Source organism: Pseudomonas sp. FFPRI_1 (assembly GCF_055384485.1).
In genome coordinates this window covers 2,913,642-2,939,179 of record NZ_AP029168.1, presented here as the reverse complement: position 1 = coordinate 2,939,179, position 25,538 = coordinate 2,913,642, and the positions used below count along the sequence as shown (strand labels likewise).

The window sequence follows — 25,538 nt, the reverse complement described above, 5'->3', positions numbered from 1 at the left end:
GCAAGGGCGATGTATGACTTACGGGCCAATTCGCCGGCAAGCCGGCTCCTACGACAGCGCGTATAACGCGCTTGGCTTTGCCTTGGCTCTTGATCTGGCTTTTGATCTGCCTGCCCCTTCAGGAGGCCGAACGCAGGCATTGCGTAGGGGGCAGCTCGGCATGGATGCCGAGCTGGCCGCCCCAGGCCATGGATGGCCTGGGGCGGCGTGCCCCCGGAGCAATGCCGGAGTGAGGGAACGCCGAGCCTAGGCGAGGCGCCGGATGCGGGGGCAGGAACCCTTTGCTTACTTTGGGCTGGGCCGGCATTCCGGCTTTTCCAAAGTGAATCGCTGTAAGAGCGAAACCATAAACGGCCGTGACCGCAGCAACGGATATCTACATAGAGCCGTATGAAGTCAGGTGGTGCGAGCGCCTACCATTCGAAAGCCCATGAGCGAAATCGTTATCTGGACGACCAGAACCAGGCACAGCAATACCGCTGCCATTCCCCAGTCACCGTGGTCGGCAATAACCCCCAACGTCGCGATCATTATCGTGGCACCAATATTGCCGACTAACCAGAAAATTGAGGTCGCCGTCCCAGACCTGGAGAGTCCGGCAGTGTCGGCTATCAGTTGCAGCAGAAGAGGCAGCGGAGATAACAGCGCGGCACCGATCACGATCCCTGCCAGGCTCAATATCCAAGGGGAACCCGAGGTGAAAAGCAGTACCGTACCTCCCCCTGCCAACAATGAAACCCCGGACAGAATGCCCCCCACGCTTGCACCGCTACGCACCAGTAAAGGCATGAACGTCATACCCGCGATACCACCGGCCAACATCAGAACAACGATAAATCCTGAAACCTGGGCATCGATCCCCTGACGCAACAGGATCGGCTCCAGCCATGTCGTAATGGCGGAGAAATAGCCGTTGGTTAAAAAAATCATCAGCAAAACAGCCGTGAACGGAGCCGTGCGCAATAAATCGATACCCTCCGCCAGTAAATGGCCGCCGGACTTGGTCGGGGCGGACGTTGTTTGCACAAGAGGGCCATCTCGCGGGACATAAATGAAGGTCAATAGCGCAATCAGCCCCAGGATCGCGACGTCAATCAACAACGAACTGCTGACGTTCCCCTCCTCCGTCAACGGGACAATCATGAACGCGGAGCCTATACCCAGGAAAATCACCGTACTGAACAGCGTCGTGACCCGCACATGTTCGTCTTCAGAAAACCAGGTGATCATCAACTTGACGAGCAGCGACATGGTCAAGGGTTGAACAAACCCGAACAACAGTTGGCCGGCAAGCAGGTATTCATAATGGGGTTGTAACACCCGGATCAAGGCCGCCAACAACATGGCAATGGCGGTGATACGCAAGGCTGTTTGTACCGATATCCGGTCAATCAGGCCACCGCTGGGAAGTGCCAGCGGTAATGCAAGTGCCGTCACAGCCAAAGACAATGAACCGACTTCCCCATAAGTAATACCGTACTGGGTGGACACCTGATCCGTGATAGGCGCAAAGCGCATCCACTCATACTGGGTCAACGCCAGCATGCCGGAGTAAATACAAAGAATACGGTAACGTACTGGGATCACTTTAATCTCCCGCAAGAAGACACAAGTGAAGTCCGGGGCGAATGCGCCGGACCTTGAGTTCACACTGTGCAATCAAAACGCCCTCATAGGGCATTGGTTGTCAGCAACCTTAATACTTGATTCCGGTTGCCAGGCTCCAGTCACCGTATTGCGTGCGGGAAACTGTAATATCGCGAAAACCGGCGATCGTCAGCAGCTCCCTTATCTCGGTCTCTGACAATTGCTGACCCTGGGTCCAAAGCAACATGTTCGCGTTATAAGCCGCGACATTATGTGGGCCAGTCTTGTCTTTATTAAAAAACATCTCATGAAGAATGATACGGCCGCCGCTGGGCAGTGCATCAAAACTCTTTTTGGCCAGAAACAGACACTTGTCCAGCGGCCAATCATGAAAGATATCACTGTAAAGATGCACATCGGCGGCTGGATACTCAGACGCCCAGATGTCTCCTTTATGGGTTGTGATGCGCCCCGCCATTCGGTACTGCTCGACGTAGGTATCGGCAATATCGCAGACATAGGGAAGATCAAAGATCACGGCATTCAGTTCAGGCCATTTCTCCAGCGCACAAATAGAGTGAACACCCGAACCACCGCCCACATCCAGAAGACAGCGATACCCGGACAGATCAATCCGACCCGACCAGGCCCGAGCCGGTCCTTTGCTTTTACTGTGCATCGCCTTGGTGAAAATTTCGCTGTGTAACTGGTCCTGGGCATTGTTCTCAAACAGATCAGTCTCACCGAACAACCCGGACTCTCCACTGAGCATCGACTCTTTGAAGAATGCATAAGAGAACGCATCTTCTTTGTGGCGTGCGGATTGCAGGACACCACTGAACGAGGTCTCCGACTTTCGGGTCAGAAACGCTTGCGCCAAAGACGTCAGGCCATAGCACTCCCCACTCTTCTCAAGCAGCCCCTGACTGGTGCACATAGCCACAAGCGCCTGAGCGGCCCGAGGTGCCAGTTCCAATGCCGAGCCGATTTCACCCAGCCTCAGCGCTTTGCCTTCAAGCAGATCAAACAGTTTTACTTCATCCGCAAAAAACAAGGTGTAGGTATTGATAAACCCGAAGTAGATATCAAATATCTGTTTATCACTGTGATGCTCCGTGTGCACTGTACTGTCCATGTAGATGCATATCCCATTTCAAAAATGCCGTTGAAGACCATCAACGATGCCGTGACAATAGAAACCCTCAACAACACGATCAAACGCCTGCCTGGCCTCGTGCGAAGCGTTGCCCACCAGGTAACCATATGAACAGGCCTTCAACATCTCGATGTCATTACAACTGTCCCCGAACGAGATGACCCTGGCGGGGGAAATCTCATGTTTCTTGACGATGAAATCGACCCCCTGCTTCTTTCCGCACCCCGGGTGCATGATGGCTACATCGTAGACATTCTCAGGGTCGCCGGCGGCGGCACTGGCGTAGGTAATCGAGGCCTCAAGACCAACCTGCAAACAGAGTCTATGGATCTGCTCGATGGCGATCGCTTCATTGCCATCGGCATTCAAGTAATAACCCCGAATGCGTTTTTGCTGGAAAGCCTCCGACTGCAACGTCAACTCAATACCCTTTTGCTCGAACAGGGCGCTCAGCCTTATGACCCGCTCTGGAAAGGTTCCTGCGCCTTGTAACGGCCAACCCTCATCCTCCAGAACACTGTCCGGGTGATTCCAGTACAACTCGGTTCCCAGACTGGTCAGTGCAAAGTCCCAGGGAAATTCGGGGTATCTCTTCATCTTGTCCAGGACCACCGCTTGACTGTTTCCCGTAGCCCAGCCAAACAACAGGTGGTGCTTGCGTTTCAGTTGATTCAAACAGCTTTCCAGTTTGTCTATCCCGGCATCCGCCTCTCGAGATGACAAGACCGGCATGAACGTCTCGTCAAAATCAGAAACTATCAACCAGGTGTCTTTGCTCGTCATACCTGCTCACTCTCTGATGAGTCCCATGGACTGTGAGGATATTTCAATCCGGGAAAACTCCCCGGCCGCTCCCTCGGAAAAGGGCGACTGCACACTAAACCCGACGCGCACTTCATCCGGGCAGTTGCTCACATAGAACGCCCGATGAAAAACCACGGCACCCTCAGAGCCACTCAGATAACACGAGAACACATCCCCACTTCGCGAAATGAACAGCCGCACAGGCTCATCGTTTACCTCGATGCCATTGACTTCATCGCTATAGGGCGATGAATGCACCGATACGATCTTCTTGTTGCTGCCGTACTCTTCAACACCGAACTTCAGCTTGTGCAGCCCGACTTCAAGAAAGAGCCCAGCAGCATCAAACTTGGCCAGGCTGAATAACTTGATGTCAGCGCCAAGGGCAAACTCTCCCGTCACCGACGTGAGCAAAGTGCCCAAGCTGTCCACCGTATGAAGCCCTGGAATATTGAACGAATCGCTACCGGGTTCGCTTCGCATTTTCAGAACCGGCGCTACATAACGCAGCTGTGCGCAATGCTCGGCACCGAACACACGATCACTAATCCTCAGTACGGTGTTCGGGTCTTCGCGCAAAAGAGGCGTAGTGCCAACGGTGTCATCCATACAGGTTCATTCCGCCATCGACCGACAGGGATTGAGCCGTGATGTCTTCGTTCTCAAGCACCGCCAGACAGAACCGGGCAATGTTTTCCGGGATCTGTGTACGACCCAACGGGATCAGGCCCTCCATGCGAGCCCACAAGTCATCCAGAGACTCGTTGGGCTCGATGAGGCGGTTCTCCAGGTACTTCCACATATTGGTTTTGACGATGCCGGGGCAAACGCAGTTGACCCGGATATTGTGAGTGGCCAACTCCAGCGCCAAGGCGCCAGAGAAGCCCTGCAACCCGGCTTTCGCGGCGCAGTAGGAAGATATTCCAGGAAAGGCGACTTTTGCGGCAATGGAGCTGATGTTCAGGATCGCGCCGCCCTTGCCTCTCTGGATCAGTGCGCGGGCAGCTTCACGCGACGTCAAGTAAGGTGCTGTAAGGTTGGTTTGCACGATCGCGTCAAACTCGCTCAGCGATGATTCAACCGTGTTGATCAGGTGGCTGCTGCCAATGGCGTTGACCAGGCCGTAAAAGTGCTCTGACTCATGGACAACGCCCGCTACGGCTTCTATGACCTGGGCTTCAGACGTTGCGTCGACCGCAATGGCCTTTACCGAAAGCCCTTGCTCCACAAGATCCGCCGCCAGCGTGCGAGCCGCCTGATAACCACTGACATCCTGAGTTTGATAGTGGTTGATTGCATTGGGTGTCCGGTCGGTATCAAAGATGTAGACATGAACACCTTCTTTGGCCAGTACTTCAACAATCGCGGAGCCGATGCCTCTGGCACCGCCCACGACGATCATGGTTTTACCGGACAACTTGCCTTGCGCTTTATTTCCCTGCGTCATAAACCACTGCTCCTGAATCCATAGAAAGCCCGCCGAACCCTATACAGGGCTCAGAAAACCAATAAGTAGTTGAAACTGCATTTAAACGTGTGAAGTCTAATTAACTAATGCGTACGGCGGATCAGCCAACAATGCACCCAGTGCTCGAGGTGCAACATTTTCCTGGAAAGTCTCGATTGTTGGCCACTCATAGGCATCACCGGAAACCTTGCGAACTCGGACCAGCAACCGGGACTCAATGTATTCAGCCAGGTTGAAGCGACCACTGTTATGTTCTACGACAATAATTTCGGCACATTGGCTCAGCATCTCTTTAACCAGCTCAAGATCCGGCCGAACGGACAGGAACCGGATATGTGTGCATCTTTTTGTCGTGGCGACCTGAAAGGCTTCGTACGCCATCGACTCCGCTGACACTATCAATGAACCGGCGGCAAACTCGGGCTGAAAAATATAGATATCTTCAGACAGCTTCCGGTACTTCTCTCTCAGGGCGCACACTCTTTCCATGGGCTGGTCGTACATTAAGTACAGGCCGTTTCCACCCTGTGCTTTCTGCCGATGAATACAGGCCAACAGATCGAGAGGGTCTGTCAGTTCGTATACGGTTTCTTCCGTCAGCAAGCTGAATACGGTTGAGGCGTATGTAGCTCCGCCCCACACACCGTTCTTCCGAGCGCCAATGACATGCAAATTACGACAGGCAATCAAAGCAGAGTGCAGTACATCTATCGCGTTGAGGTAATACTTGTCATCGGTCAGGACAAACTTCAGCTCATCATCCGGGCACCCCATCGCGCAGGTCAGCAACGCTGACTCGGCCAGGCCGGTGTTGCAATAACCGGACAATGACTTAAGGCCAAACCGAGCGGCCAGATCCGCAGTGAATACATGGACAGGTGCCCCTGAGCGAACTTCTTCGATAATGTCGGCCGTTCGACTGCAACTGGAAGCTTTCCTCAGATCATTCTTCTGCTGATCGTCCGTTGACGTCATCAAACTCTGATGGCTGGCACGTTTGAAGGAGTGAACGCCTTTTTCGGTATGACAGATGATCGCGGCCGAGCGATGGTCCTTCTCTGCCTGGCGAATGTGTTCACTGATCGCCTGGGTGTCGTGTCCATCCACTTCATAAACATCAGAGAAGTAGGCGGCCAAATACTCCGGCCTCAACTTCCCGGGAAGTGGGTCAATCCCTCTGCCATTGTTGTCCACTATCAACGTCAGGTTCTTGACCTCAAGTTCGCCAATCAGGCGAATCGCCTCGAAAGACACCCCTTCGTTCAACTCACCGTCACCCGCCACACAGATAACACGTGCATCACGATTGGTATTCGCCCGCCCCAACGCAATGCCCACTCCCTCGCCCAGGCTATGCCGCATGCTGTAGGCAAAACCGTAGTGTTTATTGACAACAGCCGGAATCTTGTCGTGAACCGCAGCCAAAAAAGCCAAAGGCATACCATTGAGCACATGACGATAAGCATAAAACAATGGCGCAATATGCCCCCTGCCAATCACCAGATCCTGATTGGCCACCCCTGCCGCATTGCAGAGTTCCAATGCAAACAGTGCTTCGGCAATGTTCAGTGACGACAGGCAAGATGCCAGGGTTCCGTAACCGGCAATTTCATGAATCCGCTCCAGGCAGACCCTTACGTCTGAATAGAACGGCGTAAATTGTCTGGCGATGGCTACCGACAGTTCGTTGATCGTCTGGCACTTCGACGACTCGGCAATACCGACTTCAATTTCCTCATTGGCACGCACATACTCATCGGCCGTCAGGTACGCCTTCCGTTTATGCACGCTTTGACGAATGCCATATAACGGCGTCAACAGGCTGGCAACTGGCTCGAGGTCATAACTGACTAATTGATTCATTCAACACCTCGAACACGTCACTTAGCGTTTCTTCTGACATGATGTAGGCGGGCGCCAGGCAAGCCCAATCTTCCTCACCTCGGATAATCAACTTCCTCTCAAAGCACAGCCCACCCAATTTCTTGCCTGCCTGCTCCCCAAGGCTTGAGTCCAGGGTTATGCCGATCAGCAAGCCGTGGGATTCAATTCGGGCGATCCGCTCATTCCCGGCGATTTCCTGACACAGCGCCTGAGTCTTTGTAATGAGTTTTTGTAGCTGCCCTGCGGCCTCTATCTGTTCCAGCACGCGCATCGACGCATTGATGGCCGCGATCGAAACCGGGTTGCTTGCATAGGTATGCGAATAGGAAAACGGGATCCACGGCTCTGGCTTGTCAAACACCGAGGCGATTTTATGGGATGTCGCCATAGCGGATGCCGGGTAATAACCACCGCTGATGCCTTTCCCGAGCGCGACGATATCGGCAGAAACCCCAAACTGATGGGTATTCAAGAACTCTCCGGTTCGAGAGGCGCCGGTCACGATTTCATCGGTAATCATCACAATATCGTAACGGTCACACAGTTCACGAATACCGATCAGGTACTCGCGGGGAGTTTGCCGCATCCCTTTCAAATGGTTGACCGGCTCGAAAATAATGCAAGCGATCTGCTCCGCACCATAATGAAGAATAATATTCTCCACATCCGCCACACTGTGCATTTCCAAAGCCTGACCTTCGTGAACGACAGGGAATGGCGGGTTGATCCGAATCGTGTCGTAACCGCTGCAACGCAGGTCCTTGAAATCGTTCCTGCCGGTAATACTGTGGGCCCCCAAGGTGGCGCCGTGATAGGAGTGCTTGCGGCAGATCACTTTCTTCTTGAACGTATTGCCTTTGCGCTGGTGATATTCCAAGGCCATGGCAATCGACGACTCGATGGCTTCCGAGCCGCTGTTGACATACAACAAGCCGCCATCTTCCATCTTGGCGCGTTTGAGCAGCAGCTCTGAAGTTTCAAACAGCTCGGACGAATAGAAATGATCCTTGGGGTGGAAAGGCAGATCCGTCAACGTTTTGGAAATATGCTGCTTGATGGGGTCGCACGAATACCCGAACGGTACGTTAAACATGCCCGAAATCGCATCCGTGTAGATGCCACCCTCTGCATGAACACTGACATCTTTAACAGAGCCAACAATTTGGTCTTTCACGCGTGACTGATAGACAAACATCCCTTTATGCCCTCTATTGATTAGATCGGATAAACCTGAGAACCAGCGCCCAGCACTTTACTGTGTGGCGGAACCGACTTTGCCACGACAGCACCCGCACCGATAATTGACCCCTTACCCACTGTGACGCCCGGCAAGATTGTTGCGCCGCCGCCAATCCATACATCATCTTCAATGACTACAGGTGCACCCGATTCTATATAACGACGCCGCTGCTCAAGATCCTTGGCATGGTTAGAGGTATAAATACCGACATGAGGTCCGATAAACACACGGTTCCCGATGTTTATTTCAAACGCATCGAGGAACACCCCATTGGCGTTAATAAAAACACCGTCACCAATGTTTATGTTCGAACCAAACTCACAAAAGAAATTGCCCCACTGTTCAAACCCCTCACCCACTGATCCGAACAGGAGTTTATAAAGCGCCTCCCGACCATCAGGGTTATTGCTGATGGAGGAACACAAAGCACGGGCGGTGCGCCTACGGGCAACTAAAGCAGGTTCCGCTGCATCGAATGTCATGAACTCACGCATACGCCACCCTGTACACACTGGCGTAACATAGAGCACTCATGCCGTGCTGATCGTCAAGTAAACGGGGGCAAACAAGACGATCATTAGTTTCGCGCTTGCCACTACCACCAGCAACTAACGCCCACACTTCCCCAATAGCCTGATTCCCTTCAGCCATCATCATCTCCATCTACTATTTATTTTTTAAATATACTTCGGCACTTCCTGAAGTTTTTCCACCTTCTACACTCGACACCAGCTCTTGGCAAATTCGTTATTACGTCAGTCGTATTGTTATGTCACTGTTTTCAGGGCCTGTTACTTTCGTTCTGGATTGAGTGTGACGGCGCCGATGGACTGCCAATTACGCGTCGCACCTGACCAGCGATGCGTAGGTTGATAAGGGACTTGCTGCTACATGGCCAGCACCTCTTGATCTTCGCCGCGATGACGCTGCGCAAGGGGTTACGAAGTGGATGCGGTTGTGGCGGAGCTCATGGTTGTACCAGCGGATAAAATCTCGCACCCGGCTGCGAGCGGCGTCGAAATTTGCAAAGCCATCCTTGGGCCGTTGAGAGCAGTGCCTTTATCAGCCAGTAACCAGCGACTGCACTTGCGTGGTCGCCCCGGCTTACCGGGAATTCGTACCTGATCCAGCAGCGGTTGTGCATGGGCGATATCGCTGGCTTGGCCGAAGAAAGCATGAAACGTAACGACACGCCATTGGCGTCACAGATCATGTGCATCTTGGTAGTAAGGCCACCTCGACTAGGCCCAACGCATGATCCAGTGGTTCTTCAGCCCCCTTTTTTTCCGGTTGCTGAAGAGGCTCGGGTTGCACGTACCGCAGTGGAGTCGATCATCCAGGTGTCCAGATCGATCAGCCCTTCACGGTTCAATTGGATGTGCAAGCGCTCCAGTATCCGGTCAAACGTACCGTCGTCGCGCCAAGTAGCGCCCGAGCACGAACCCACAGTGGAGTACTAGACGATCATCGCTACGTGGACGACCCAGTTTCTGCTCTGGAGAAACCAGATCTTGATCAATTCCCACGATGCGTCGGGGAGTTCGTAGCGCCTTGTCATGTGGGCCTCCAGCCAATCATGGCGGTAATTCCACCCACACCGACTTTTCGCACAAAACCTAGGGAAAGCGGACGCTCGATCCAGAGGCTGCTGCCGACATGACCGCGTTACGCACGGGCAAAGGGGCTTGCTCGGGGTGTTGCTGCAAAAAATGCCTGATCGCTTGATCCTGGCGGTCCACCACGCATACGTTCACGCTAGGGCTAGGGACGGTGCATTCGCCAAGCGCGAGGAACCCGCAGTTCAATACGCCGTACACCGCAGCCGGTTGCGCGACGGCCGAGCAGCCGTAGACCATCTCGCCAAGGTAATTGAGCTGCCCTTGGGTGACGGTGAAACGCAGCGGTTTGGAGTAAGCCCCCATGACCCCGCGACGGTGACCCAGGCGGCTCACTTCATAGTCACCGGCAGGTAGCCATGCCGAGTAATCATCCTTGGGTCCCCAGCCATAAGTCTTGTCGCTCTTGATATCGCGAAATTCAAGGTAGGTTCCGTAGGGGCCGCCTTCCAGCAGCGTGCCGACCACTAGACCCGCGTTTTGCGCGTTGTAAACAGGCGAATTCAACGCCATTTCAGATGGCATTGACGAACAACCGGCCAGTAATCCAATCAGGCCAATTGCAAAGATGTTGCGCGAGCCAAACATTCCGCTACCTCGGTGGGAGACAAAGAAAAAACCCAGAGAAATTCAGGGACGACAGGCGCGCTGGACGGTAGCGACTGCCTTCTTTAGCATGATGGCCTTTCGCCCATCCGTGCATCAAGGACGATCTATCAACATGTTCTGTTTTTCCCAATGGCGCGTGCGTGGCGCTGTAAGCATTGCCGCGCTGGTACTTGGCGGGTGCAGTTTCAATGGCACCTACCCGGACGCCAGTGCCCCCGATGCGGCGAAGCTGCGCTTTATCAGCAGCAGTGACAGCTCGACGCTCGACTTGTTCGATGCCGAACACTGCGGCGGCCAAACCACAGGGCTGCTCAATAACCTGTTCAGCGCCAATACCCGGCGACGGGCAGCCATGAGTGCCGCTGCACCCGAGGATGCCAAGGCCTACTTGGAAGTGCGGCTGCAACCGGGCCATGAGCTATTCGCGCGAGCCAATACCTTGAGCACCGGCAGCGTGTGCACCGTGGGGTTCAACTTCACCCCGCAGAGCGGCGGCGAGTACGAAGCGGACTTCCGCCAAGTAGGTCGCACTTGCCAGGTCACCCTTAGCCGTCTGCGCCAGATCGATGGCAAGACTGTGCGCTCGCCGATCGTGCTGACCAACAAAGGCCTGCCCGCCTGCGTCGGCCACAACCCTATTTTCCCCAAGCCCGCCGAAGCACAACCGCAGTCAGCGGAACGTGCAGCGCTGATCGCGCAGATCGTCGACGCGAGTGTCGTCGCGAAAATGAAGCCCGACGCCGAGGACTCCCCTTCGGACCAGAAATCACTGCTCGACAAATCCATAGCGGAACGCAAACAGCGCCTCGCCTTCAGCCTGCCCGATGCCTATTGGACTGAGTATCAGCAGAACCTGGAGCAGTTCGCCAATGAGATGAGGGGCACCAAGGCCCGTTCATTGCAGTTGTACAAGGATTACTACGGCAACCGTCTGGGTCTGCTCGACACCCCTGCGATCAAGGAACTGCTGCCCGACAGCGAAGCGGCCGACCGTAGCAAGGCAATGTCGACCAATAATGAAATGCTCGAGTACTACTACCGAACCCAGCAAGCACTGCTGAAGGAAACACTGAGCGCACATCAGGCACGCATGGCCGATCTGGATCAGCGCTTTGAGGTGTGCAAGCGTTTCACGGCCTGCTGGCAACGTTGAATCGGGGGTCGGCTTGAAAATACTGGCCGACGCACGTATGCCGCCTTAGCCCTGAGCAGGGGGCAGCTCGGCATGAATGCCGAGCTAGCCGCCATCAGGCCAGGGATGGCCTGTGGCGGCGTGCCCCCGGAGCAATGCCGGAGTGAGGGAACACCGAGCCTAGGCGAGGGGCCGGATACGGGGGCAGGAGGCCTTTGGTTACTTTGGGTTGGCCAATATTGCGGATTTTCAAAAGTGACCCGCTGTAAGAGCGGAACCCTAAGCGGCCGTGACCGCAGCAACGGATATCTACCCCCCCCCCGTACCCAAGCACACGCGGAAAGAAGGTGCCTGCGCGTCATCGTTGGCGAGCTTCGCTGGCAAGCCAGCTCCTACAGGACTCGCTGCGAAATCGCCAGCTTCCTCCTTTTCACCCAACAACCCGCCCCAACCGCAGCGCCACGCTCGCCGCCTGCTCCGCACTGACCACATTGGTAAACCCCATCACCAACCCCTGCCGCCCCCCTTCCCCCAGATACCACTGCGACAGCGGCTCCACCGCAATCCCCTCCTCCCGAGCCCGCTGGGCAATCTGCACGTCGTCCCCCTCCCCCAGCCCAGCCACCACATGCATGCCCCCCGCCTGCGGATCTATCTGCAAACGCCCACCCAACTCGTGGTGCAACGCCTCCACCAGCCACTGCCGCCGATGCGCATACAGGCCGCGCATTTTGTTCAGGTGCCGGGCAAAGTGCCCCTCGTTGAGAAAGGCCGCGACCGTCGCCTGCAGCAGGTGCGGGCAGTGGTTGTGCAAACGATCCGCCTGGCGGGCGAACGCTGGGGTCTGTTCGGCGGGCACCACCAGGTAGGCCAGGCGCAGCCCTGGAAACAGCACTTTGCTGAAGGTGCCGGTGTAGAGCACGCGGCCCTGCTGGTCGAGGCTCTTGAGGGCCGGCAAGGGCTTGCCCTGGTAGCGGTATTCGCTGTCGTAATCGTCCTCGATGATCCAGCTGCCCTGACGGTTGGCCCAGTCCAGCAAGGCCAGGCGCCGCGGCAGCGACAGCGACACGCCCAGCGGGCTCTGGTGGGTCGGGGTGACCACGGCAAAGCCGGCCTCTGGGGCGCGAGCGATGCCTTGGGCGACGTCCAGGCCTTGATCGTCCACGGGCACCGGCACCAGCTGTGCGCCGGCTTCCAGCAGTGCGCTCCTGGCCATGAAGTAGCCGGGCTCTTCCAGCCAGCAGGTGGCGCCCGGGCCCATCAGTGTGTGGCTGATCAGGTCGAGGCAGGCGCGGTAGCCGGCGCAGACGAAAATCTGCTCCGGCTGGCAGTTGATGCCCCGGGAAATCCCCAGGTAGGTGGCAATGGCCGCGCGCAACGGGGCGTAGCCGCGCGAGTCCGGGTAGATCAGGCCTTCGAGGCCCGTCTGTCGCAGTTGCCGGCCCGCCAGGCGGGTCCAGAGTTTGCGCGGAAAGGCATCCAGTGCCGGAAGGCCCATTTGCAGCGGCAACGGCAGCGTGCCGGCATGGGTGGCCTGGTAGGTGGTTGGAATCACCGGGGCGTGTTCTATGGACGCGGCAACCGGCGCCAGTTGCGGTGTGACCATGGTCCCGGCGGCCCCGCGAGCAATCAGGTAGCCCTCGCCTATCAGCAACTGGTAGGCCGCTTCCACAGTGCCTCGCGCCAGGTTCAGCTGAGCCGCCAAGGCGCGAACCGCCGGCACGCGGTCCCCCGGGCGCAGGCGGCCATCGGCGATGGACTCGCGAAACCGCTGATAAAGCTGGCGATAGATCGGCGCCGTCTGGCTGCGGTCCAATTCGAAAGGAAGGATCATGGCCTAGTCATTTATGCATTTTTTGGCTCTGTAGCTTAAGCCATCGACCTTCTAAAGTGGGTCATCTCTTTTCAGCGGATGACGGACATGCCCTACACCCTTCAACACCTCGAAAGCGAAGCGGCCCTGGCGGCCAGTTTTGACTTGATGCGTGTCTTGCGCCCCCACCTCACCAGCCCGGCGGCCTATGTCGCCCAATTGGCCCGGCAAACCGAGCAGGGCTACCGTTTGCTCGGCGCGTGGGACGCAGAGCGCATCGTTGGCCTGGCGGGTTACCGCGAGCTGGAAAACCTGCTCTACGGGCGTTTCATCTACGTCGACGACCTGGTCGTGAGCCCAGACCTTCAGCGCAGCGGCTTGGGCGCGCGGCTGTTGAGCGCGGTGCGGGATGAGGCCGTGCAGCATCAATGCGAGCACTTCGTGCTGGATACCGGCCTGCATATGCCCCTGGCCCAGCGCTTCTATTTTCGTCAGGGGTTGCTGGCCCGGGGCATGCACTTCACCCAGCGACTTCAGGGTGGGGAGCCGGCATGAACAACCTGCTGCTGATCAACGCCAGCCCCCGTGGGCAAGTTTCCCGTGGCAACCAGCTGGCACTGGAACTGGTGAGCTCCCTGCGCCAACGCTATCCGCACCTTGAACTGGTCGAGCGCGATCTGGGTGCGCAGCCGTTGCCACCATTGGGCCTGGACTACGCCCACGCCCTGACCACCGCCACGCCCTTCGACGCGCCGCTGTTCGAGGTGTCCGAAGGCTTGATTCGTGAGTTGGAGCGTTGCGATGCCCTGCTCATCGCCACGCCCATGCACAACTTCACCCTGCCGGCGGCGCTCAAACTGTGGATCGACTATGTGCTGCGCATTCACCGTACCTTCAGCTCCGGCCCAGAGGGCAAGGTTGGCCTGCTCAAGGACCGCCCGGTGCATGTGCTGGTGAGTTCCGGCGGCTTTCACCAGGGCGAACGGGCAGCCCAACCGGATTTTCTGACGCCTTACCTGCGCCAGGTGCTGAACACCCTCGGCCTGTTCGACCTGCAGTTCACTTATCTGCAGGGGTTGGTGTTCGGTGACGAGGCCGTGGGTGCAACCCTCGAAGAGGCCCGCAGCGCACTGTCCTTGCAGCCACTGTTCAACCCTCTCGTTTGTGCTTGATCACTTTTTCCCCTATCGGAGTTTCACCATGAGCCAACTCAGACTGCCCTTTGCCACTCTGTCGCCGGCCGCCTATCAAGGCCTGCTCGCCACCAACAGCGCCCTGGCCGCCAGCCACCTGGGCTTGCCCTTGCTGGAACTGGTGTATTTGCGTGTGTCGCAGATCAACGGCTGCTCGTTCTGCCTGGGCAAGCACTCGCAGACCCTGCGCGAGTGTGGAGTGGCGCAAGACAAGCTGGATTGCCTGGCCGGCTGGCGGGTCAGCGAACTGTTCAGCGAACGCGAGCGCGCGGCCCTGGCCTGGACCGAAACCCTCACCTACGTCCACGACAAGGGCGCGCCGGACAAGCTGTACGAACCGCTGAAAGCGCACTTTAGCGAGGTTGAGATTTCCGACCTGACCTTGGCCGTGTCTTTGATGAACGCCTTTAACCGGCTGGCGGTGGGTATGAAGCTCTGAGAGTGAGGTCGCCGTTGACAGTGTTGGCTTTGGGGCTTCCGGCCCCTGTAGAGAGGATGGTCGAAGGCAGGCATTGAGCCGTGGGTAACCCGGCAGGGTGCCGGGTTGGCCGCCACCCGCCTCCAGGTGCACGCGGTAGGCAGGTGCCTGCGCGTCATCGTTGGTGAGCTTCGCTGGCAAGCCAGCTCCTACAGGGGATCGGTTGCAGGTGGGCGATATCAGTCGGTCGAGGGGGCGCCGTTTGGCGCCCCTCTTTATCCGAGGAAAGCTCCGGTGGCGCCGGCATCGGCCAATGCAAACAGCAGTTCTTCCAGCACTTCTGCTGGAACCGATCCCAAGTCAATCTTGAACCGGTACCCCTCCTCCGTAGCCTCCGGGTCCGACACAAAGTGCAGCACCCCTTGCAGCCCTTCTTCGGTTGGCGGGTTTTCATCTTCGCCATCGAACCACGCAAAGAACCACGTGCGAATCACTTCAGAGGCCTGCTCAAGGCTCAAGCCTTGCACTTCCAGGGGCAACCAGTCCCAGCCAAAGGGCGAGATCCCCACTGCCATCTGCTCAATCGCAAAACGCACTGGCTCAAAGCCCAGCTCGGCTTCGGAGTCGACCTGCACCGGTTCCCCACTCTCGGCTGCAATCACGTCCACCCGGCAAGGTGTGGCCATGGCTCCTTCAACCGCCAGCGAGCCGTCGCTGTTCCGGTAGGCCGGCTCAACATGCGCGGCCCCCTCTGCGGCGATACGCGCCAGGGTCTCGACATAGGGTTTACGAATGGCGGCAAGCAGTTCGCTGACGGTCATGGATCTGATGACTTCCTTGGCATGGGGCCCGTCGAGGGCGCTGTCTTCGACGAGCGGGTAATGGCTGGCTGAAAAATCCGTCGCAATAGTGCATTGGGCGGCAGTGCACGTCCATGAAAAGCCCCTCCTGCCGAGCCAGAGTCGCGGCTCGACAATTTCTGGCTTGCTCTATACATATGGATATCCGTATATTCGATTTTCCACATACAAGGAGCGAGCATGATCACGCCTCCCGAAGTCTTCAAAAGCCTGGCCGACGAAACCCGCGTGCGCGCCACCCTGCTGATCGCCGATCAGGGTGAGCTGTGCGTCTGCGAGCTGATGTGTGCACTCGACGACAGCCAGCCGAAAATCAGCCGCCACCTGGCGCAATTGCGCAGCAGTGGCTTGCTGCTCGATCGCCGTCAGGGCCAGTGGGTGTATTACCGCCTCAACCCCGAGTTGCCGGGTTGGGTCCAGGAGATTCTGCAGGTGACGGCCAAGGCCAACACCGCCTGGCTCAAGGACAACGCCGCGCGCCTGCAGAACATGGATGGCCGCCCCGTTCGCGAAGCCGCCTGCTGCTGACCCTTTCGGCCCTGGCCCTGCGCCTGAGCCTCTGACGTCCGCCCCAAGCGGAGGAGCCTTCCCATGCGAGTCCTGTTCATGTGCACGGCCAACAGTTGCCGCAGCATTCTTTGCGAAGCCCTGTTCAACCACCTGGCGCCCGAGGGGTTCGCGGCGGTCAGCGCCGGCAGCTTCCCCAAGGGCCAGGTGCTGCCACGTAGTCTGTCGACCTTGCAGCAAGCCGGCATCGCCACCGACGGCCTGTACAGCAAGGGCAATGACGCCTTCGCCGACAACCCGCCGGATATTGTCATTACCGTCTGCGACAAGGCGGCCGGTGAAAGCTGCCCGGTGTATTTCGGCCCGGCGCTGAAGGCCCATTGGGGGCTGGCGGACCCGTCCGATGTGCGCGGTGAAGAGGCAGCGATCGACGCTGCATTCCGCGCCACCCTGGCGCAGATCGAGCAGCGCTGCACGGCCTTCTTCGCACTGCCCTTCAACCACCTCAGCCGCGATCAGCTCAAGACCGAGCTCGATCGCATCGGTACGCTCTAAGGAGGACCTATGTCCGAGCACCTGCCCAACCTGGACTTGAACCTGTTCGACGGCACGCCCGCATCGACGCCGGACGCGCACCAGCCGCGCATCCTGCTGCTCTACGGCTCCACCCGCGAGCGCTCCTTCAGCCGGCTGCTGGTCGAAGAGGCCGCGCGCCTGCTGGAGCATTTCGGTGCCCAGACGCGGATCTTCAACCCCTCCGGTTTGCCCTTGCCCGACGATGCCCCGGCGGACCATCCCAAGGTCCAGGAACTGCGGGAGCTGGTGCTGTGGTCGGAAGGCCAGGTCTGGTGTTCGCCAGAGCGCCACGGGGCGATGTCGGCAGTGTTCAAGGCGCAGATCGACTGGGTTCCGCTGGAGCTCGGCGCGGTGCGTCCGACCCAGGGCAAGACCCTGGCAGTGATGCAGGTCTGCGGCGGCTCCCAGTCGTTCAACGTGGTCAATCAACTGCGGGTGCTCGGACGCTGGATGCGCATGTTCACCATCCCCAACCAATCCTCGGTGCCCAAGGCCTACATGGAATTCGACGACGCCGGGCGGATGAAGCCTTCGCCGTTCTACGACCGGGTGGTGGATGTGATGGAGGAGCTGGTGAAGTTCACCCTGCTGCTGCGCGACCGCCAGGCGTTTCTGGTGGACCGCTATTCCGAGCGCAAGGAAAGCGCCGAGCAACTGATGGCCCGGGTCAACCAGCGTTCAATCTGAAGGGGTGCAAAGACCCCTTCGCAGCCTGAAGGAGAAGCCTGCCTAGCAAAAGCAAGATACATAACTCCAGACACACAATTGAACCTGCGCTACTATGCGCCTGGAGTTATAAAGCGCCTCTCACCCCGACCAGGAGATGGAGGTGCAAAGCAGACTGTTGATCAAGGAGCTTGAAGCCGCAGGCTGGGTGCTGGAGCGAGTCACCGGCAGCCATCATCTGTTCCAGCATCCCTACCGGCCCAACACCGTTCCCGTGCCGCATCCGAAGAAGGATCTGCCACGGGGAACGGTCCGGGCCATCAGGAAACTGGCCGGGCTGCTCTAGCGCCCATCACCCTTCGCATCTGTTTTGAGGAGATCCCCGTGCAATATCCCATCTGCATCGAGTGGGGCGACGAGCACACGGCCACTGGCATCCAGATTCCCGACATTCCCGGCGCAGTCACCGCCGGCGACACCTTCGAGGCCGCCTACAGCGCCGCCGTCGAGATTGCCCACCTCATGCTCGAAGAGCTGGCCCGCGCCGGGCAGGCCATTCCCCTGCCCTCTGCCACCCAAACGCACCGCGCCCATCCTGATTACCAGGGGATGGGCTGGGGCCTGCTGGAGATCGACATCACGCCTTACCTGGGCAAGACCGAGAAGGTCAACGTGACCTTGCCCGGTTATGTGATTCAGCAGATCGACCGTTTTGTCCGAGCGCACAACATCAAGAGCCGCTCGTCCTTTCTGGCCGATGCGGCGCTGGAAAAGCTCGGGCGCTAAGCACAGATTCAAGAGCGCACAGCACGAACGCAGAACGCCGTTGGGTAGGAGCCGGCTTGCCGGCGAAGAGGTCCGTAAGCCATGCATCGCCTGGGCCGGCGCCTTCGCTGGCAAGTCAGCTCCTACGGGGGCCCAACCAGCACACATTTCTGTAGGAGCCGGCTTGCCGGCGAAGAGGTCCGTAAGCTATGCATCGCCTGGGCCGGTGCCTTCGCTGGCAAGCCAGCTCCTACGGGGCCCCGACCAGCACACATCTCTGTAGGAGCCGGCTTGCCGGCGAAGAGGCCCGTAAGCCATGCAGCGCCTGGGCCGGCGCCTTCGCTGGCAAGCCAGCGCCCTCCCATCCCCGCTCCGCCAATGAGCGCTTCAACAACTAGCTGAAAACAAACCTGCGTAAAGTACTACTAAGCACTGAGACTTTTCTTATATCTAATACTGACGTTCACCATCAGGATTCCCTCTTAAATAATTATATTTTCGAGGAGTACTCCATGAAAAAAACTCTCGTTTCAATCGTCTCAGTAACTGCACTCAGCCTGTCGAGCCTGACCATGGCCGCCGATCTCGGCCCCGCCTGTAACGAATACTTCAAGCAAATTGATGAGTTGGTGGCAGCCAGCCCTCAAGGTGAAGCAATGAAGGCGCAATATGAAGCAGCAAAAACACAAATGATGTCGATGCCGAGCACAGCTCAAGAACAGGCGTGCAAGCAAGCTTCCGAGATGATGAAGCAGGCCATGACCAATATGCCGGCCAAGAAGTAATTCAATAGACACGTATACCCGCTGTACGTGCCACTTCACGTCATCAGCAGTATTCCTGTAGAACCACAACAATGAATATAGTCATCTTGGTTGCCGGTATTTTCTGTGTATACCTGGCCGTACTTTACCTGTTCATGAAACGCAAGAAATCCAGCCAGCTCACACACTTCAAATCGCGGCACTCCAATGCCCCACTCGACGAAAAGCAAAAAAGAGCATTGGCATTTGGTGGAATTCTATTTAGCAATCGATTTGAAAAGATCCTGACCATCCTTCCAGAAGACAACCTGGATAAATACATCTCAGGACTCAGGAGCGAATGGCAGATCGACAACTCCGACAGCGCGAAGGAAACCTTGAGCGAGCTGGCCAACCTCTCCAGGAGCAAAGATCTCGATCAACATATCGAGGCCCCGCTTCCCGAGGTCAAAGCCGTTCAGAAGAGCATCGCCAAAGAATTGGGCATCTCACTGGCGACGGTAGAAAATACCCAATCCACCTTTGCCTGGGACACCATGAGAGCGGTGTCGTTGGCCAGATGGTGTTACTGGGCGGGGTATCTGACAGAACAGGAAACCTGGGCCTTTATCCACGAATCTGCCGAGACCGCCAGCCGGCTTGGAGCAGGCTGGGAGGACTACACCGTATCCTTTTTGCTTGGCAGGACCCTTCACGGCTTCGAGCTTGACGACATCGGCTCCATGGCCAAATACGTCCTCAACAGCAAAGCCAGGGGCAGCCAGGACACCGATATTTACTTGAAGTACTCGTACAAATAACACCTGCAAGACACCCTTGCGCCGGAGGCTTCACAAGCACCCGGCGCACAATATCCTATGACCTTCCAGTTCCCGTTAACCACAACGGGTAGCTGTTCCCTCCCCGCGGCTTGTGCAGCCCTGCAATCATCGCCACCTTGCAGCGATTTGCTGCCTGCCGGTCGAGGCCCGTGCCGCTGGCGAACGCTGCATAACAGCCTCAATGCATTATCAGCACTGGCTGCTGGTAACCGCTGCCGAGCCCTCAGTCCGCCTGATCCTGATCCTGCTCAAGTCTGCTGCGCAGCTGGTTCAGAACACGCTGGGTGGTCTGGATCTCCTCAACCTCCAGCCCTTGCGCCAGCTCGTTGATCCAGGGCGCTTGCAGCTTCAATGCCTGATCGAATGCGGCCTTTCCCGCCGCCGTCAGCAGCACCAGCTGCGCCCGGCGGTGGTGCGGATTCGGCTGGAATTCCAGCAGGCCATCCTTCACCAGGTCATTGACGATGCGTTGAACATTCTGCCGGTTGGCGCCCATGTCGCGGGCAATCCATGACACCGGCTGCGCCCGCTCGGCAGCCACGATCGTGCCAAGCAGTTGCCAGCGGGCGCTGGTCAGGCCGATCTCGGCCACCAGGCGGTCGCCTGCGGTGAGCATGCGCGCACTGGCTCGAAAGAGTTCGAGGACCAGATCGGTCATGGCGCGTCCAGCGGGGGTGTGGTTTGGTTTTTTCATGCCGCGAACTTTTCCATATTGACATGATGATGTCAATCGAGCTAGTTTTGCCCATCGCACCACTTTGTCATCATGTTTACATTATGGAGACCGTCATGTTGTCCATCCGCCCGCTCGATCCCGTGGTTCCCATTCACCAGCAACTCCAGTGCAGCGAATCGCCGGTGGTGCTGGTCAACCTGTTCACCGTCGACCAGGACGATATCCCCGACCTGCTGCGTGCCTGGGAGCTGGATGCCAACTGGATGAAGCAGCGTGCCGGGTACATTTCCACCCAGCTCCATCAGGCCATAGGTGGCAGCTGCATGTTCTTGAACTACGCGGTATGGGAGTCGGTGGAGCGCTTTCGCGAAGCCTTCAGCCACCCGGATTTCGCCAACGCCCTGGGCCGCTACCCCTCCAGTGCCCTGGCCATGCCCCATCTGTTCACCAAGGTCGCCGTGCCGAATATCTGCACAGTGTGAACACAGCCCAATCGACTGACGGGAAGCGCCCCATGCTCAAACGACTCCACCTGAGCGCCAGCCTGCTGGCCCTGCTGTGCATCGCCACGTTCTTTGTCTCGACCCTGCTGGTGGAAAGCATGGGAAGCCGGCATTCCATCGCTCAGCTCAAGCACCTGATCGTCAGCCCCGGGCTCTGGGTGCTGATCCCGGCGATGGCCCTGGCGGGAGCCAGCGGCATGGGGCTGAGCCGGGCACGACAGGGACGCCTGATCGCCTCGAAGAAAAAGCGCATGCCCTTGATTGCCGCCAACGGCCTGTTGCTGCTCGTGCCCTGCGCAATTGCGCTCAACCAATGGGCGTCGGCAGGCAGCTTCGACACGGGGTTTTACCTGGTGCAGATCATCGAACTGATCGCTGGGGCCACCAACCTCACCTTGATGGGGTTGAACGTACGCGATGGTTTGCGGCTTAGCGGTCGGTTGCAGAGGGCCATGCCTCAGGGCCGGTAGGCCATGCGTTGCCTGGACGGGCGCCTTCGCTGGCAAGCCAGCTCCTACGGTGGCCCAACCAGCACATATCTCTGTAGGAGCCGGCTTGCCGGCGAAGAGGCCCGTAAGCCATGCAGCGCCTGGACGGGCGCCTTCGCTGGCAAGCCAGCTCCTACGGTGGCCCAACCAACACGCATTTCTGTAGGAGCCGGCTTGCCGGCGAAGAGGTCCGTAAGCCATGCAGCGCCTGGACGGGCGCCTTCGCTGGCAAGCCAGCTCCTACGGGGGCCCGACCAGCACATATCTCTGTAGGAGCCGGCTTGCCGGCGAAGAGGCCCGTAAGCCATGCAGCGCCTGGGCCGGCGCCTTCGCTGGCAAGCCAGCTCCTACGGGGGCCCAACCAGCACGCATCTCTGTAGGAGCCGGCTTGCCGGCGAAGAGGTCCGTAAGCCATGCAGGGCCTGGACGGGTGCCTTCGCTGGCAAGCCAGCTCCTACGGTGGCCCGACCAGCACGCATTTCTGTAGGAGCCGGCTTGCCGGCGAAGAGGTCCGTAAGCCATGCAGCGCCTGGGCCGGCGCCTTCGCTGGCAAGCCAGCGCCTACGGAGGGGACAGGCCATCGTAGGGCAAAAAAAACGCGCTCAAACCTTGAACCGCGCCACCAATCGGTTCAACTCGATCGCCAGATTGGCCATCTCCCCGCAGGCGCTGGCCGTCTGGCTGGCCCCCGCCGAGCTCTGGATCGATAGCTCGCGAATGCTGGTCAGGTTCTGGTCCGCTTCACGCGCCACCTGGGCCTGTTCTTCCGAGGCGGTGGCGATCAGCAGGTTGCGTTCGTTGATCTGGGTAATCGCCTGGGCAATCTGCTTGAGGGACTGGTCGGCGTTCTGCGCCACGGCAATCGAGCTGTTGGCCATCTCGGCACTGACGTTCATGGCGCTCACCGCGTGGGTCGAGTCGGCCTGGATCGCGGTGATCATCTGTTCGATTTCCTGGGTCGACTGCTGGGTGCGGTGGGCCAGCGCCCGCACTTCATCGGCCACCACCGCAAAGCCGCGGCCCTGCTCGCCGGCCCGCGCCGCTTCGATGGCGGCGTTGAGGGCCAGCAGGTTGGTCTGTTCGGCAATGGCGCGAATCACTTCCACCACTTTGCTGATGTCCTGGGCGCGGCTGGACAGGGCCTTGACCTGCTCGCCAGTGCTGGCGACGTTGCCGGCCAGGCCTTCGATGGCTTTCAGGGTCTGGGCCACGTTGTCGATGCCGGAGCGGGTGAATTCCATGGACTCGCGGGAAGACTGGGCGGCAGCTTCGGCATTGCGCGCCACCTCGTCCACCGCCGCGCTCATTTCGGTCACGGCGGTGGCCGCCTGGCTGACTTCGTCGTTCTGCCGCACCAGCCCGCGGCTGGCGTCTTCGGTCACGGCGGTCATTTCTTCCGAGGCCGAGGCCAGCTGGGTGGAGGAATCGGCGATGTGGGCGATGGTTTCCCGCAGGTTGCTCTGCATCTGCGCCAGAGCGGCCAGCAGGCGGCCGGCTTCATCGCGGCCACTGACGCCGATCTCCCGGGACAGGTCGCTGCCGGCAATGCGTTCGGCCACGGCCAGGGCGTCGCTGATGGGTGAGGTGATGCTGCGGGTCAGCACGGTGGCCAGCACCACGGTGAGCACCACGGTCACCCCCATCAACACCAGCACCAGGGTCAGGCCGCCGCTGTAGACCGACGCGGCAGTAATCCCCGCCTGCCTCGCGCCCTCGTCATTGAAGTCCGAGAGTTTGTCCATCTTCTCTTGCATGGCATTGGTCATGGGGCTGATGCGGGTATTGATCAAGGCAATGGCCGCGGCGTTGTCGCCACTGCGCAGCAGCGGCTCCAGCTCGTCCAGCAGCTTGAAATAGCCCTGCACATCGGTCGCTACCGCCTGGTACAGCTCACGCTCCGCCGGCCCGGTGATCAGGGGTTCGTACTGGCTGATGGTGTTCTGCAGGGTGGATCGATAACCGCTCAACGAGGCGATGCGGGTCTGGCGCTGCTGTTCGTCGGTGGTCACGGTGATGCGGATGCTTTCCAGACGCAGGCGCAAGACGCCGGTCTTCATCTTGCCGATCTCGCGGATGCTGGTCATCCAGTTGGTTTCGACATCCTGCTCGGAGTCTCGCAGCTTGCCCATTTGCAGCACCGCGACAATGCCCAGGGCGAACACCACCAGGACAATGAGCGAGAAAAAGGCGGCAGACCTGGGTGCAAGATTCATTGTCCTGACGTTCATGTTTTATCTCTCTAATAGAATGGTCGGTACTTCCCTGCTGTCGTTCCACGCTATCGACTGAGTGTCAGAGAGCGGCAAACAAGCCGACGACTGGGTCAGCGGCCCACCCGGCACGGCAACGTCGATACTCACTCGGGTCAATCCAGGCCTGTCGGGATCGCAGGCCCCACTCCGTCCTTCTGCGCCCATGAACCACCCCCTGGGCGGGTGAGCATCAGTTAAGTCGAATAACGCGGCCCGCGCCGTCTCGATTGTTCTGGGCAATGGCACCTGGAGCCCGGTGTGTATCCACCGGGGGGCCTAACAAGCCATAGCAGATGATGGCATTTTGTCACTACCGTCGATCCGATCGCGGTTAAAAACCCCTCGCCGCCCGCTCGACAAGGTTGCGCCTGAACGAGGCAAGACCCGGCAAACCCACCCTGGCTTCGCCCACGCGCCAGAACGGCGACCACCGACTGCCCCCTGAAGAAACCAGTCGCTATGGCATACAATGCCGCCCCCCCACGTTCTGAAGGATCAGCAATGTCCATCACCAATCCAGCAGTCATCGATATCTGGGCAATCCCCAATTCCGCGCCCGACAGCCTGTTGTTGATCATGGTCGACCCCCTCGAATGGGGTGACGAAGCGGCACACAGCGAACACCTGCTCATGCTGCAAGAGAAGATCAACACCTACATCACCTTTATCGAAAGTGACGAGATCTACAGCGAAATCCCCGATGCCTGCGGCAAGCACCTGATTATCCGAGTGCTGGGTTTGCACGAACTGCCAGAGCAGGTCGATTGGTTTTTCAAACGCATTACCGAGATCCTCAACGAGCGCGGCATCGGCTTCGATTTCGAGCTCAAAGTGAACGCAGAAGCTCCCAGCCTGTAGCTCGCCCCCTGCGCGCTCCCCGATCGAGCAGCGCGCAGCAATACCTCATGCCGGCCGGATCAGCGCCCGATCAAGCGCCATGCAATCCACATGCTGCTCATGGAAAAACCTCGATCTCCTCTTGCCGGTGCGGGCGCTCGGAACAGGCTCGCGCCACCGTCATCAGTGCGCCCTCCCCCTCCTTCCGCAACCGCGCAATCAGTGCAGTTCGAAAACGCTTCGAGCACCCCGCCCGCGTGACGGCTGGAGCCAGCAAACCCCATGGGCCCTTGCCTGTTGTCAGGCGGCCGGCCAGGGCACTGAGAGTGAGCCGGGCGCGAATGAAATTCTATTTGAACTCGAAATACTCTCTCATCATTGCAATGGGCTTCATCGGTTCCACATTCAAGAAACCCAACACCTCAAGAAACCACGAGAGGTTATCTCCCAACACGGAAAGATCGTCCTCATCATTCGCCAGCAGACAAATGGCCAGTCGTGCCTTCAATACCTCCCGATCCTTGAGCTCCCGTACTGCTCCTTGCTCATCAATTTTTGCCCACCAGACCGCAGCCTGCGCCTTGCAGCGCTCAATAGGAATTTCCCCGGCGACATAGGCTTTCGCCAGACGCAAAGGATCCTGCTCGCAGTCGGAGAACTGGATATCCAGTTCTTGCAGAACCTTGATCAGGAAGCCGAGCTGGTGTTTGAGCGCAGCAGAGCTTTCAGTGGCCCGAATAATTGAACCGATATTGAATTTCTTGAAGTCATCCGGATTCATGCATCAACCTTGAAACTGAGTAAAGGATCATGACGATGGGGCCCGATCATCATCGGCAACGCGCACATCCTATGGCCAAATATCCATTACGCAACGGTTGCTGGAAAATCGCTGGTTCGGTT

Annotated in this window: 28 protein-coding genes and 3 pseudogenes; 14 read left to right on the top strand and 17 right to left on the bottom strand. The window is 58.3% G+C overall.

Features of this window, described 5'->3' with window-relative positions; genetic code table 11:
* Positions 1 to 396: 396 nt before the first annotated feature.
* The 11 genes and pseudogenes from ACZ5BO_RS13115 to ACZ5BO_RS13065 all read right to left on the bottom strand — a co-directional run bounded on the left by ACZ5BO_RS13115 (position 397) and on the right by ACZ5BO_RS13065 (position 10,343).
* The gene (locus tag ACZ5BO_RS13115; RefSeq protein WP_464700251.1) at positions 397 to 1,587 is read right to left on the bottom strand and encodes an MFS transporter; all 1,191 of its coding nucleotides are present in this window, start codon (positions 1,585 to 1,587) and stop codon (positions 397 to 399) included.
* 109 nt (positions 1,588 to 1,696) lie between these two features.
* On the bottom strand, positions 1,697 to 2,722 hold the full coding sequence (locus ACZ5BO_RS13110; RefSeq protein ID WP_464700249.1) for a methyltransferase: 1,026 nt from the start codon (positions 2,720 to 2,722) through the stop codon (positions 1,697 to 1,699).
* Positions 2,723 to 2,740: 18 nt separating this feature from the next.
* Positions 2,741 to 3,526 (bottom strand): HAD-IIB family hydrolase, encoded by a 786-nt coding sequence (locus tag ACZ5BO_RS13105; RefSeq protein ID WP_464700247.1) that lies wholly within the window; start codon positions 3,524 to 3,526, stop codon positions 2,741 to 2,743.
* Positions 3,527 to 3,532: 6 nt separating this feature from the next.
* A complete protein-coding gene (locus ACZ5BO_RS13100) occupies positions 3,533 to 4,156 on the bottom strand; it encodes a DUF1349 domain-containing protein (RefSeq protein WP_464700245.1) in 624 nt (207 codons plus the stop codon).
* A complete protein-coding gene (locus tag ACZ5BO_RS13095; protein WP_015634986.1) occupies positions 4,149 to 4,994 on the bottom strand; it encodes an SDR family NAD(P)-dependent oxidoreductase in 846 nt (281 codons plus the stop codon). Before ACZ5BO_RS13095 ends, ACZ5BO_RS13100 begins: the two co-directional genes overlap by 8 nt.
* A 96-nt stretch (positions 4,995 to 5,090) precedes the next feature.
* Positions 5,091 to 6,878, bottom strand: coding sequence for a 1-deoxy-D-xylulose-5-phosphate synthase N-terminal domain-containing protein (locus tag ACZ5BO_RS13090; RefSeq protein WP_464700243.1), 1,788 nt, complete (start codon positions 6,876 to 6,878; stop codon positions 5,091 to 5,093).
* Positions 6,856 to 8,094 carry an aminotransferase class III-fold pyridoxal phosphate-dependent enzyme gene (locus ACZ5BO_RS13085; RefSeq protein ID WP_019094712.1) on the bottom strand — a complete coding sequence of 413 codons (1,239 nt, stop codon included), beginning with the start codon at positions 8,092 to 8,094 and terminating at the stop codon, positions 6,856 to 6,858. The genes ACZ5BO_RS13090 and ACZ5BO_RS13085 overlap by 23 nt, the downstream gene beginning before the upstream one ends.
* Before the next feature lie 20 nt (positions 8,095 to 8,114).
* On the bottom strand, positions 8,115 to 8,633 hold the full coding sequence (locus ACZ5BO_RS13080; RefSeq protein ID WP_464700241.1) for a sugar O-acetyltransferase: 519 nt from the start codon (positions 8,631 to 8,633) through the stop codon (positions 8,115 to 8,117).
* A gap of 297 nt (positions 8,634 to 8,930) precedes the next feature.
* Positions 8,931 to 9,198: pseudogene (locus ACZ5BO_RS13075) on the bottom strand (IS3 family transposase); the annotation flags it as partial.
* A pseudogene (locus ACZ5BO_RS13070) lies at positions 9,195 to 9,697 on the bottom strand (transposase); the annotation flags it as partial. The pseudogenes ACZ5BO_RS13075 and ACZ5BO_RS13070, both read right to left, overlap by 4 nt.
* 58 nt (positions 9,698 to 9,755) lie before the next feature.
* The gene (locus ACZ5BO_RS13065; RefSeq protein ID WP_169894078.1) at positions 9,756 to 10,343 is read right to left on the bottom strand and encodes a hypothetical protein; all 588 of its coding nucleotides are present in this window, start codon (positions 10,341 to 10,343) and stop codon (positions 9,756 to 9,758) included.
* On the opposite strand from ACZ5BO_RS13065, the gene ACZ5BO_RS13060 reads away from it, so the two are divergent.
* Positions 10,324 to 11,517, top strand: a complete 1,194-nt coding sequence (locus tag ACZ5BO_RS13060) for a hypothetical protein (protein WP_464700238.1) — start codon at positions 10,324 to 10,326, stop codon at positions 11,515 to 11,517. The two genes, ACZ5BO_RS13065 and ACZ5BO_RS13060, sit on opposite strands and share 20 nt — an antisense overlap.
* A gap of 409 nt (positions 11,518 to 11,926) precedes the next feature.
* On the opposite strand, the gene pdxR is transcribed toward ACZ5BO_RS13060, so the two are convergent.
* Complete coding sequence (pdxR, locus tag ACZ5BO_RS13055) at positions 11,927 to 13,330, bottom strand: MocR-like pyridoxine biosynthesis transcription factor PdxR (protein WP_464700236.1); 1,404 nt, start codon at positions 13,328 to 13,330, stop codon at positions 11,927 to 11,929.
* Positions 13,331 to 13,417: 87 nt separating this feature from the next.
* On the opposite strand from pdxR, the gene ACZ5BO_RS13050 reads away from it, so the two are divergent.
* The 3 genes from ACZ5BO_RS13050 to ACZ5BO_RS13040 are packed head-to-tail and all read left to right on the top strand — an operon-like array spanning position 13,418 to position 14,941.
* A complete protein-coding gene (locus ACZ5BO_RS13050; protein WP_464700234.1) occupies positions 13,418 to 13,864 on the top strand; it encodes a GNAT family N-acetyltransferase in 447 nt (148 codons plus the stop codon).
* On the top strand, positions 13,861 to 14,481 hold the full coding sequence (locus ACZ5BO_RS13045) for an FMN-dependent NADH-azoreductase (RefSeq protein WP_025130077.1): 621 nt from the start codon (positions 13,861 to 13,863) through the stop codon (positions 14,479 to 14,481). Before ACZ5BO_RS13050 ends, ACZ5BO_RS13045 begins: the two co-directional genes overlap by 4 nt.
* Before the next feature lie 28 nt (positions 14,482 to 14,509).
* The gene (locus ACZ5BO_RS13040) at positions 14,510 to 14,941 is read left to right on the top strand and encodes a carboxymuconolactone decarboxylase family protein (protein WP_025130078.1); all 432 of its coding nucleotides are present in this window, start codon (positions 14,510 to 14,512) and stop codon (positions 14,939 to 14,941) included.
* A gap of 254 nt (positions 14,942 to 15,195) precedes the next feature.
* On the opposite strand, the gene ACZ5BO_RS13035 is transcribed toward ACZ5BO_RS13040, so the two are convergent.
* Complete coding sequence (locus tag ACZ5BO_RS13035; RefSeq protein WP_025130079.1) at positions 15,196 to 15,741, bottom strand: hypothetical protein; 546 nt, start codon at positions 15,739 to 15,741, stop codon at positions 15,196 to 15,198.
* A gap of 219 nt (positions 15,742 to 15,960) precedes the next feature.
* On the opposite strand from ACZ5BO_RS13035, the gene ACZ5BO_RS13030 reads away from it, so the two are divergent.
* The 7 genes from ACZ5BO_RS13030 (at position 15,961) to ACZ5BO_RS13000 (ending at position 19,858) form a co-directional block, all read left to right on the top strand.
* Positions 15,961 to 16,308, top strand: coding sequence for a metalloregulator ArsR/SmtB family transcription factor (locus ACZ5BO_RS13030; RefSeq protein ID WP_025130080.1), 348 nt, complete (start codon positions 15,961 to 15,963; stop codon positions 16,306 to 16,308).
* A 63-nt stretch (positions 16,309 to 16,371) separates the two neighbouring features.
* Positions 16,372 to 16,842 (top strand): arsenate reductase ArsC, encoded by a 471-nt coding sequence (locus ACZ5BO_RS13025; RefSeq protein WP_025130081.1) that lies wholly within the window; start codon positions 16,372 to 16,374, stop codon positions 16,840 to 16,842.
* A gap of 9 nt (positions 16,843 to 16,851) precedes the next feature.
* Complete coding sequence (gene arsH / locus ACZ5BO_RS13020; protein ID WP_025130082.1) at positions 16,852 to 17,550, top strand: arsenical resistance protein ArsH; 699 nt, start codon at positions 16,852 to 16,854, stop codon at positions 17,548 to 17,550.
* A 142-nt stretch (positions 17,551 to 17,692) separates the two neighbouring features.
* On the top strand, positions 17,693 to 17,875 hold the full coding sequence (locus tag ACZ5BO_RS13015; RefSeq protein WP_077935001.1) for a type II toxin-antitoxin system HicA family toxin: 183 nt from the start codon (positions 17,693 to 17,695) through the stop codon (positions 17,873 to 17,875).
* 38 nt (positions 17,876 to 17,913) lie between these two features.
* Positions 17,914 to 18,315 (top strand): type II toxin-antitoxin system HicB family antitoxin, encoded by a 402-nt coding sequence (locus ACZ5BO_RS13010; protein WP_464700229.1) that lies wholly within the window; start codon positions 17,914 to 17,916, stop codon positions 18,313 to 18,315.
* 491 nt (positions 18,316 to 18,806) lie between these two features.
* Positions 18,807 to 19,079, top strand: a complete 273-nt coding sequence (locus tag ACZ5BO_RS13005; RefSeq protein WP_464700227.1) for a DUF5339 family protein — start codon at positions 18,807 to 18,809, stop codon at positions 19,077 to 19,079.
* Between the two features lie 71 nt (positions 19,080 to 19,150).
* Positions 19,151 to 19,858: a DUF1266 domain-containing protein gene (locus tag ACZ5BO_RS13000; protein ID WP_464700225.1), complete on the top strand. Its 708-nt coding sequence runs from the start codon at positions 19,151 to 19,153 to the stop codon at positions 19,856 to 19,858.
* Positions 19,859 to 20,102: 244 nt separating this feature from the next.
* Here ACZ5BO_RS13000 and ACZ5BO_RS12995 read toward each other — a convergent pair whose 3' ends face one another.
* Positions 20,103 to 20,537 carry a MarR family winged helix-turn-helix transcriptional regulator gene (locus ACZ5BO_RS12995; RefSeq protein ID WP_019094724.1) on the bottom strand — a complete coding sequence of 145 codons (435 nt, stop codon included), beginning with the start codon at positions 20,535 to 20,537 and terminating at the stop codon, positions 20,103 to 20,105.
* 131 nt (positions 20,538 to 20,668) lie between these two features.
* On the opposite strand from ACZ5BO_RS12995, the gene ACZ5BO_RS12990 reads away from it, so the two are divergent.
* The gene (locus tag ACZ5BO_RS12990) at positions 20,669 to 21,037 is read left to right on the top strand and encodes an antibiotic biosynthesis monooxygenase family protein (RefSeq protein ID WP_025130084.1); all 369 of its coding nucleotides are present in this window, start codon (positions 20,669 to 20,671) and stop codon (positions 21,035 to 21,037) included.
* 32 nt (positions 21,038 to 21,069) lie between these two features.
* A complete protein-coding gene (locus tag ACZ5BO_RS12985; RefSeq protein WP_025130085.1) occupies positions 21,070 to 21,528 on the top strand; it encodes a hypothetical protein in 459 nt (152 codons plus the stop codon).
* 620 nt (positions 21,529 to 22,148) lie between these two features.
* Here ACZ5BO_RS12985 and ACZ5BO_RS12980 read toward each other — a convergent pair.
* Both ACZ5BO_RS12980 and ACZ5BO_RS12975 read right to left on the bottom strand, forming a co-directional pair.
* Entirely contained in the window at positions 22,149 to 22,937 is a 789-nt protein-coding gene (locus ACZ5BO_RS12980; protein ID WP_464701252.1) for a methyl-accepting chemotaxis protein, read from the bottom strand.
* A 66-nt stretch (positions 22,938 to 23,003) separates the two neighbouring features.
* Positions 23,004 to 23,759: pseudogene (locus ACZ5BO_RS12975) on the bottom strand (MCP four helix bundle domain-containing protein); the annotation flags it as partial.
* A 540-nt stretch (positions 23,760 to 24,299) separates the two neighbouring features.
* Between ACZ5BO_RS12975 and ACZ5BO_RS12970 the strand changes: the two are divergent.
* The gene (locus ACZ5BO_RS12970; protein ID WP_464700222.1) at positions 24,300 to 24,656 is read left to right on the top strand and encodes a DUF6572 domain-containing protein; all 357 of its coding nucleotides are present in this window, start codon (positions 24,300 to 24,302) and stop codon (positions 24,654 to 24,656) included.
* Positions 24,657 to 24,984: 328 nt separating this feature from the next.
* On the opposite strand, the gene ACZ5BO_RS12965 is transcribed toward ACZ5BO_RS12970, so the two are convergent.
* Positions 24,985 to 25,416 (bottom strand): hypothetical protein, encoded by a 432-nt coding sequence (locus tag ACZ5BO_RS12965; RefSeq protein ID WP_464700220.1) that lies wholly within the window; start codon positions 25,414 to 25,416, stop codon positions 24,985 to 24,987.
* Between the last annotated feature and the right edge of the window lie 122 nt (positions 25,417 to 25,538).

What these genes read in the sequence shown, in the direction of transcription:
- ACZ5BO_RS13110 (WP_464700249.1), bottom strand. Translation starts at nt 2,722, where the DNA reads ATGGACAGTACAGTGCACACGGAGCATCACAGTGATAAACAGATATTT.
- ACZ5BO_RS13105 (WP_464700247.1), bottom strand. Translation starts at nt 3,526, where the DNA reads ATGACGAGCAAAGACACCTGGTTGATAGTTTCTGATTTTGACGAGACG.
- ACZ5BO_RS13100 (WP_464700245.1), bottom strand. Translation starts at nt 4,156, where the DNA reads ATGGATGACACCGTTGGCACTACGCCTCTTTTGCGCGAAGACCCGAAC.
- ACZ5BO_RS13095 (WP_015634986.1), bottom strand. Translation starts at nt 4,994, where the DNA reads ATGACGCAGGGAAATAAAGCGCAAGGCAAGTTGTCCGGTAAAACCATG.
- ACZ5BO_RS13090 (WP_464700243.1), bottom strand. Translation starts at nt 6,878, where the DNA reads ATGAATCAATTAGTCAGTTATGACCTCGAGCCAGTTGCCAGCCTGTTG.
- ACZ5BO_RS13085 (WP_019094712.1), bottom strand. Translation starts at nt 8,094, where the DNA reads ATGTTTGTCTATCAGTCACGCGTGAAAGACCAAATTGTTGGCTCTGTT.
- ACZ5BO_RS13080 (WP_464700241.1), bottom strand. Translation starts at nt 8,633, where the DNA reads ATGCGTGAGTTCATGACATTCGATGCAGCGGAACCTGCTTTAGTTGCC.
- ACZ5BO_RS13060 (WP_464700238.1), top strand. Translation starts at nt 10,324, where the DNA reads ATGTTGCGCGAGCCAAACATTCCGCTACCTCGGTGGGAGACAAAGAAA.
- ACZ5BO_RS13065 (WP_169894078.1), bottom strand. Translation starts at nt 10,343, where the DNA reads ATGTTTGGCTCGCGCAACATCTTTGCAATTGGCCTGATTGGATTACTG.
- pdxR (WP_464700236.1), bottom strand. Translation starts at nt 13,330, where the DNA reads ATGATCCTTCCTTTCGAATTGGACCGCAGCCAGACGGCGCCGATCTAT.
- ACZ5BO_RS13050 (WP_464700234.1), top strand. Translation starts at nt 13,418, where the DNA reads ATGCCCTACACCCTTCAACACCTCGAAAGCGAAGCGGCCCTGGCGGCC.
- ACZ5BO_RS13045 (WP_025130077.1), top strand. Translation starts at nt 13,861, where the DNA reads ATGAACAACCTGCTGCTGATCAACGCCAGCCCCCGTGGGCAAGTTTCC.
- ACZ5BO_RS13040 (WP_025130078.1), top strand. Translation starts at nt 14,510, where the DNA reads ATGAGCCAACTCAGACTGCCCTTTGCCACTCTGTCGCCGGCCGCCTAT.
- ACZ5BO_RS13035 (WP_025130079.1), bottom strand. Translation starts at nt 15,741, where the DNA reads ATGACCGTCAGCGAACTGCTTGCCGCCATTCGTAAACCCTATGTCGAG.
- ACZ5BO_RS13030 (WP_025130080.1), top strand. Translation starts at nt 15,961, where the DNA reads ATGATCACGCCTCCCGAAGTCTTCAAAAGCCTGGCCGACGAAACCCGC.
- ACZ5BO_RS13025 (WP_025130081.1), top strand. Translation starts at nt 16,372, where the DNA reads ATGCGAGTCCTGTTCATGTGCACGGCCAACAGTTGCCGCAGCATTCTT.
- arsH (WP_025130082.1), top strand. Translation starts at nt 16,852, where the DNA reads ATGTCCGAGCACCTGCCCAACCTGGACTTGAACCTGTTCGACGGCACG.
- ACZ5BO_RS13005 (WP_464700227.1), top strand. Translation starts at nt 18,807, where the DNA reads ATGAAAAAAACTCTCGTTTCAATCGTCTCAGTAACTGCACTCAGCCTG.
- ACZ5BO_RS13000 (WP_464700225.1), top strand. Translation starts at nt 19,151, where the DNA reads ATGAATATAGTCATCTTGGTTGCCGGTATTTTCTGTGTATACCTGGCC.
- ACZ5BO_RS12995 (WP_019094724.1), bottom strand. Translation starts at nt 20,537, where the DNA reads ATGACCGATCTGGTCCTCGAACTCTTTCGAGCCAGTGCGCGCATGCTC.
- ACZ5BO_RS12990 (WP_025130084.1), top strand. Translation starts at nt 20,669, where the DNA reads ATGTTGTCCATCCGCCCGCTCGATCCCGTGGTTCCCATTCACCAGCAA.
- ACZ5BO_RS12985 (WP_025130085.1), top strand. Translation starts at nt 21,070, where the DNA reads ATGCTCAAACGACTCCACCTGAGCGCCAGCCTGCTGGCCCTGCTGTGC.
- ACZ5BO_RS12980 (WP_464701252.1), bottom strand. Translation starts at nt 22,937, where the DNA reads ATGACCGCCGTGACCGAAGACGCCAGCCGCGGGCTGGTGCGGCAGAAC.
- ACZ5BO_RS12970 (WP_464700222.1), top strand. Translation starts at nt 24,300, where the DNA reads ATGTCCATCACCAATCCAGCAGTCATCGATATCTGGGCAATCCCCAAT.
- ACZ5BO_RS12965 (WP_464700220.1), bottom strand. Translation starts at nt 25,416, where the DNA reads ATGAATCCGGATGACTTCAAGAAATTCAATATCGGTTCAATTATTCGG.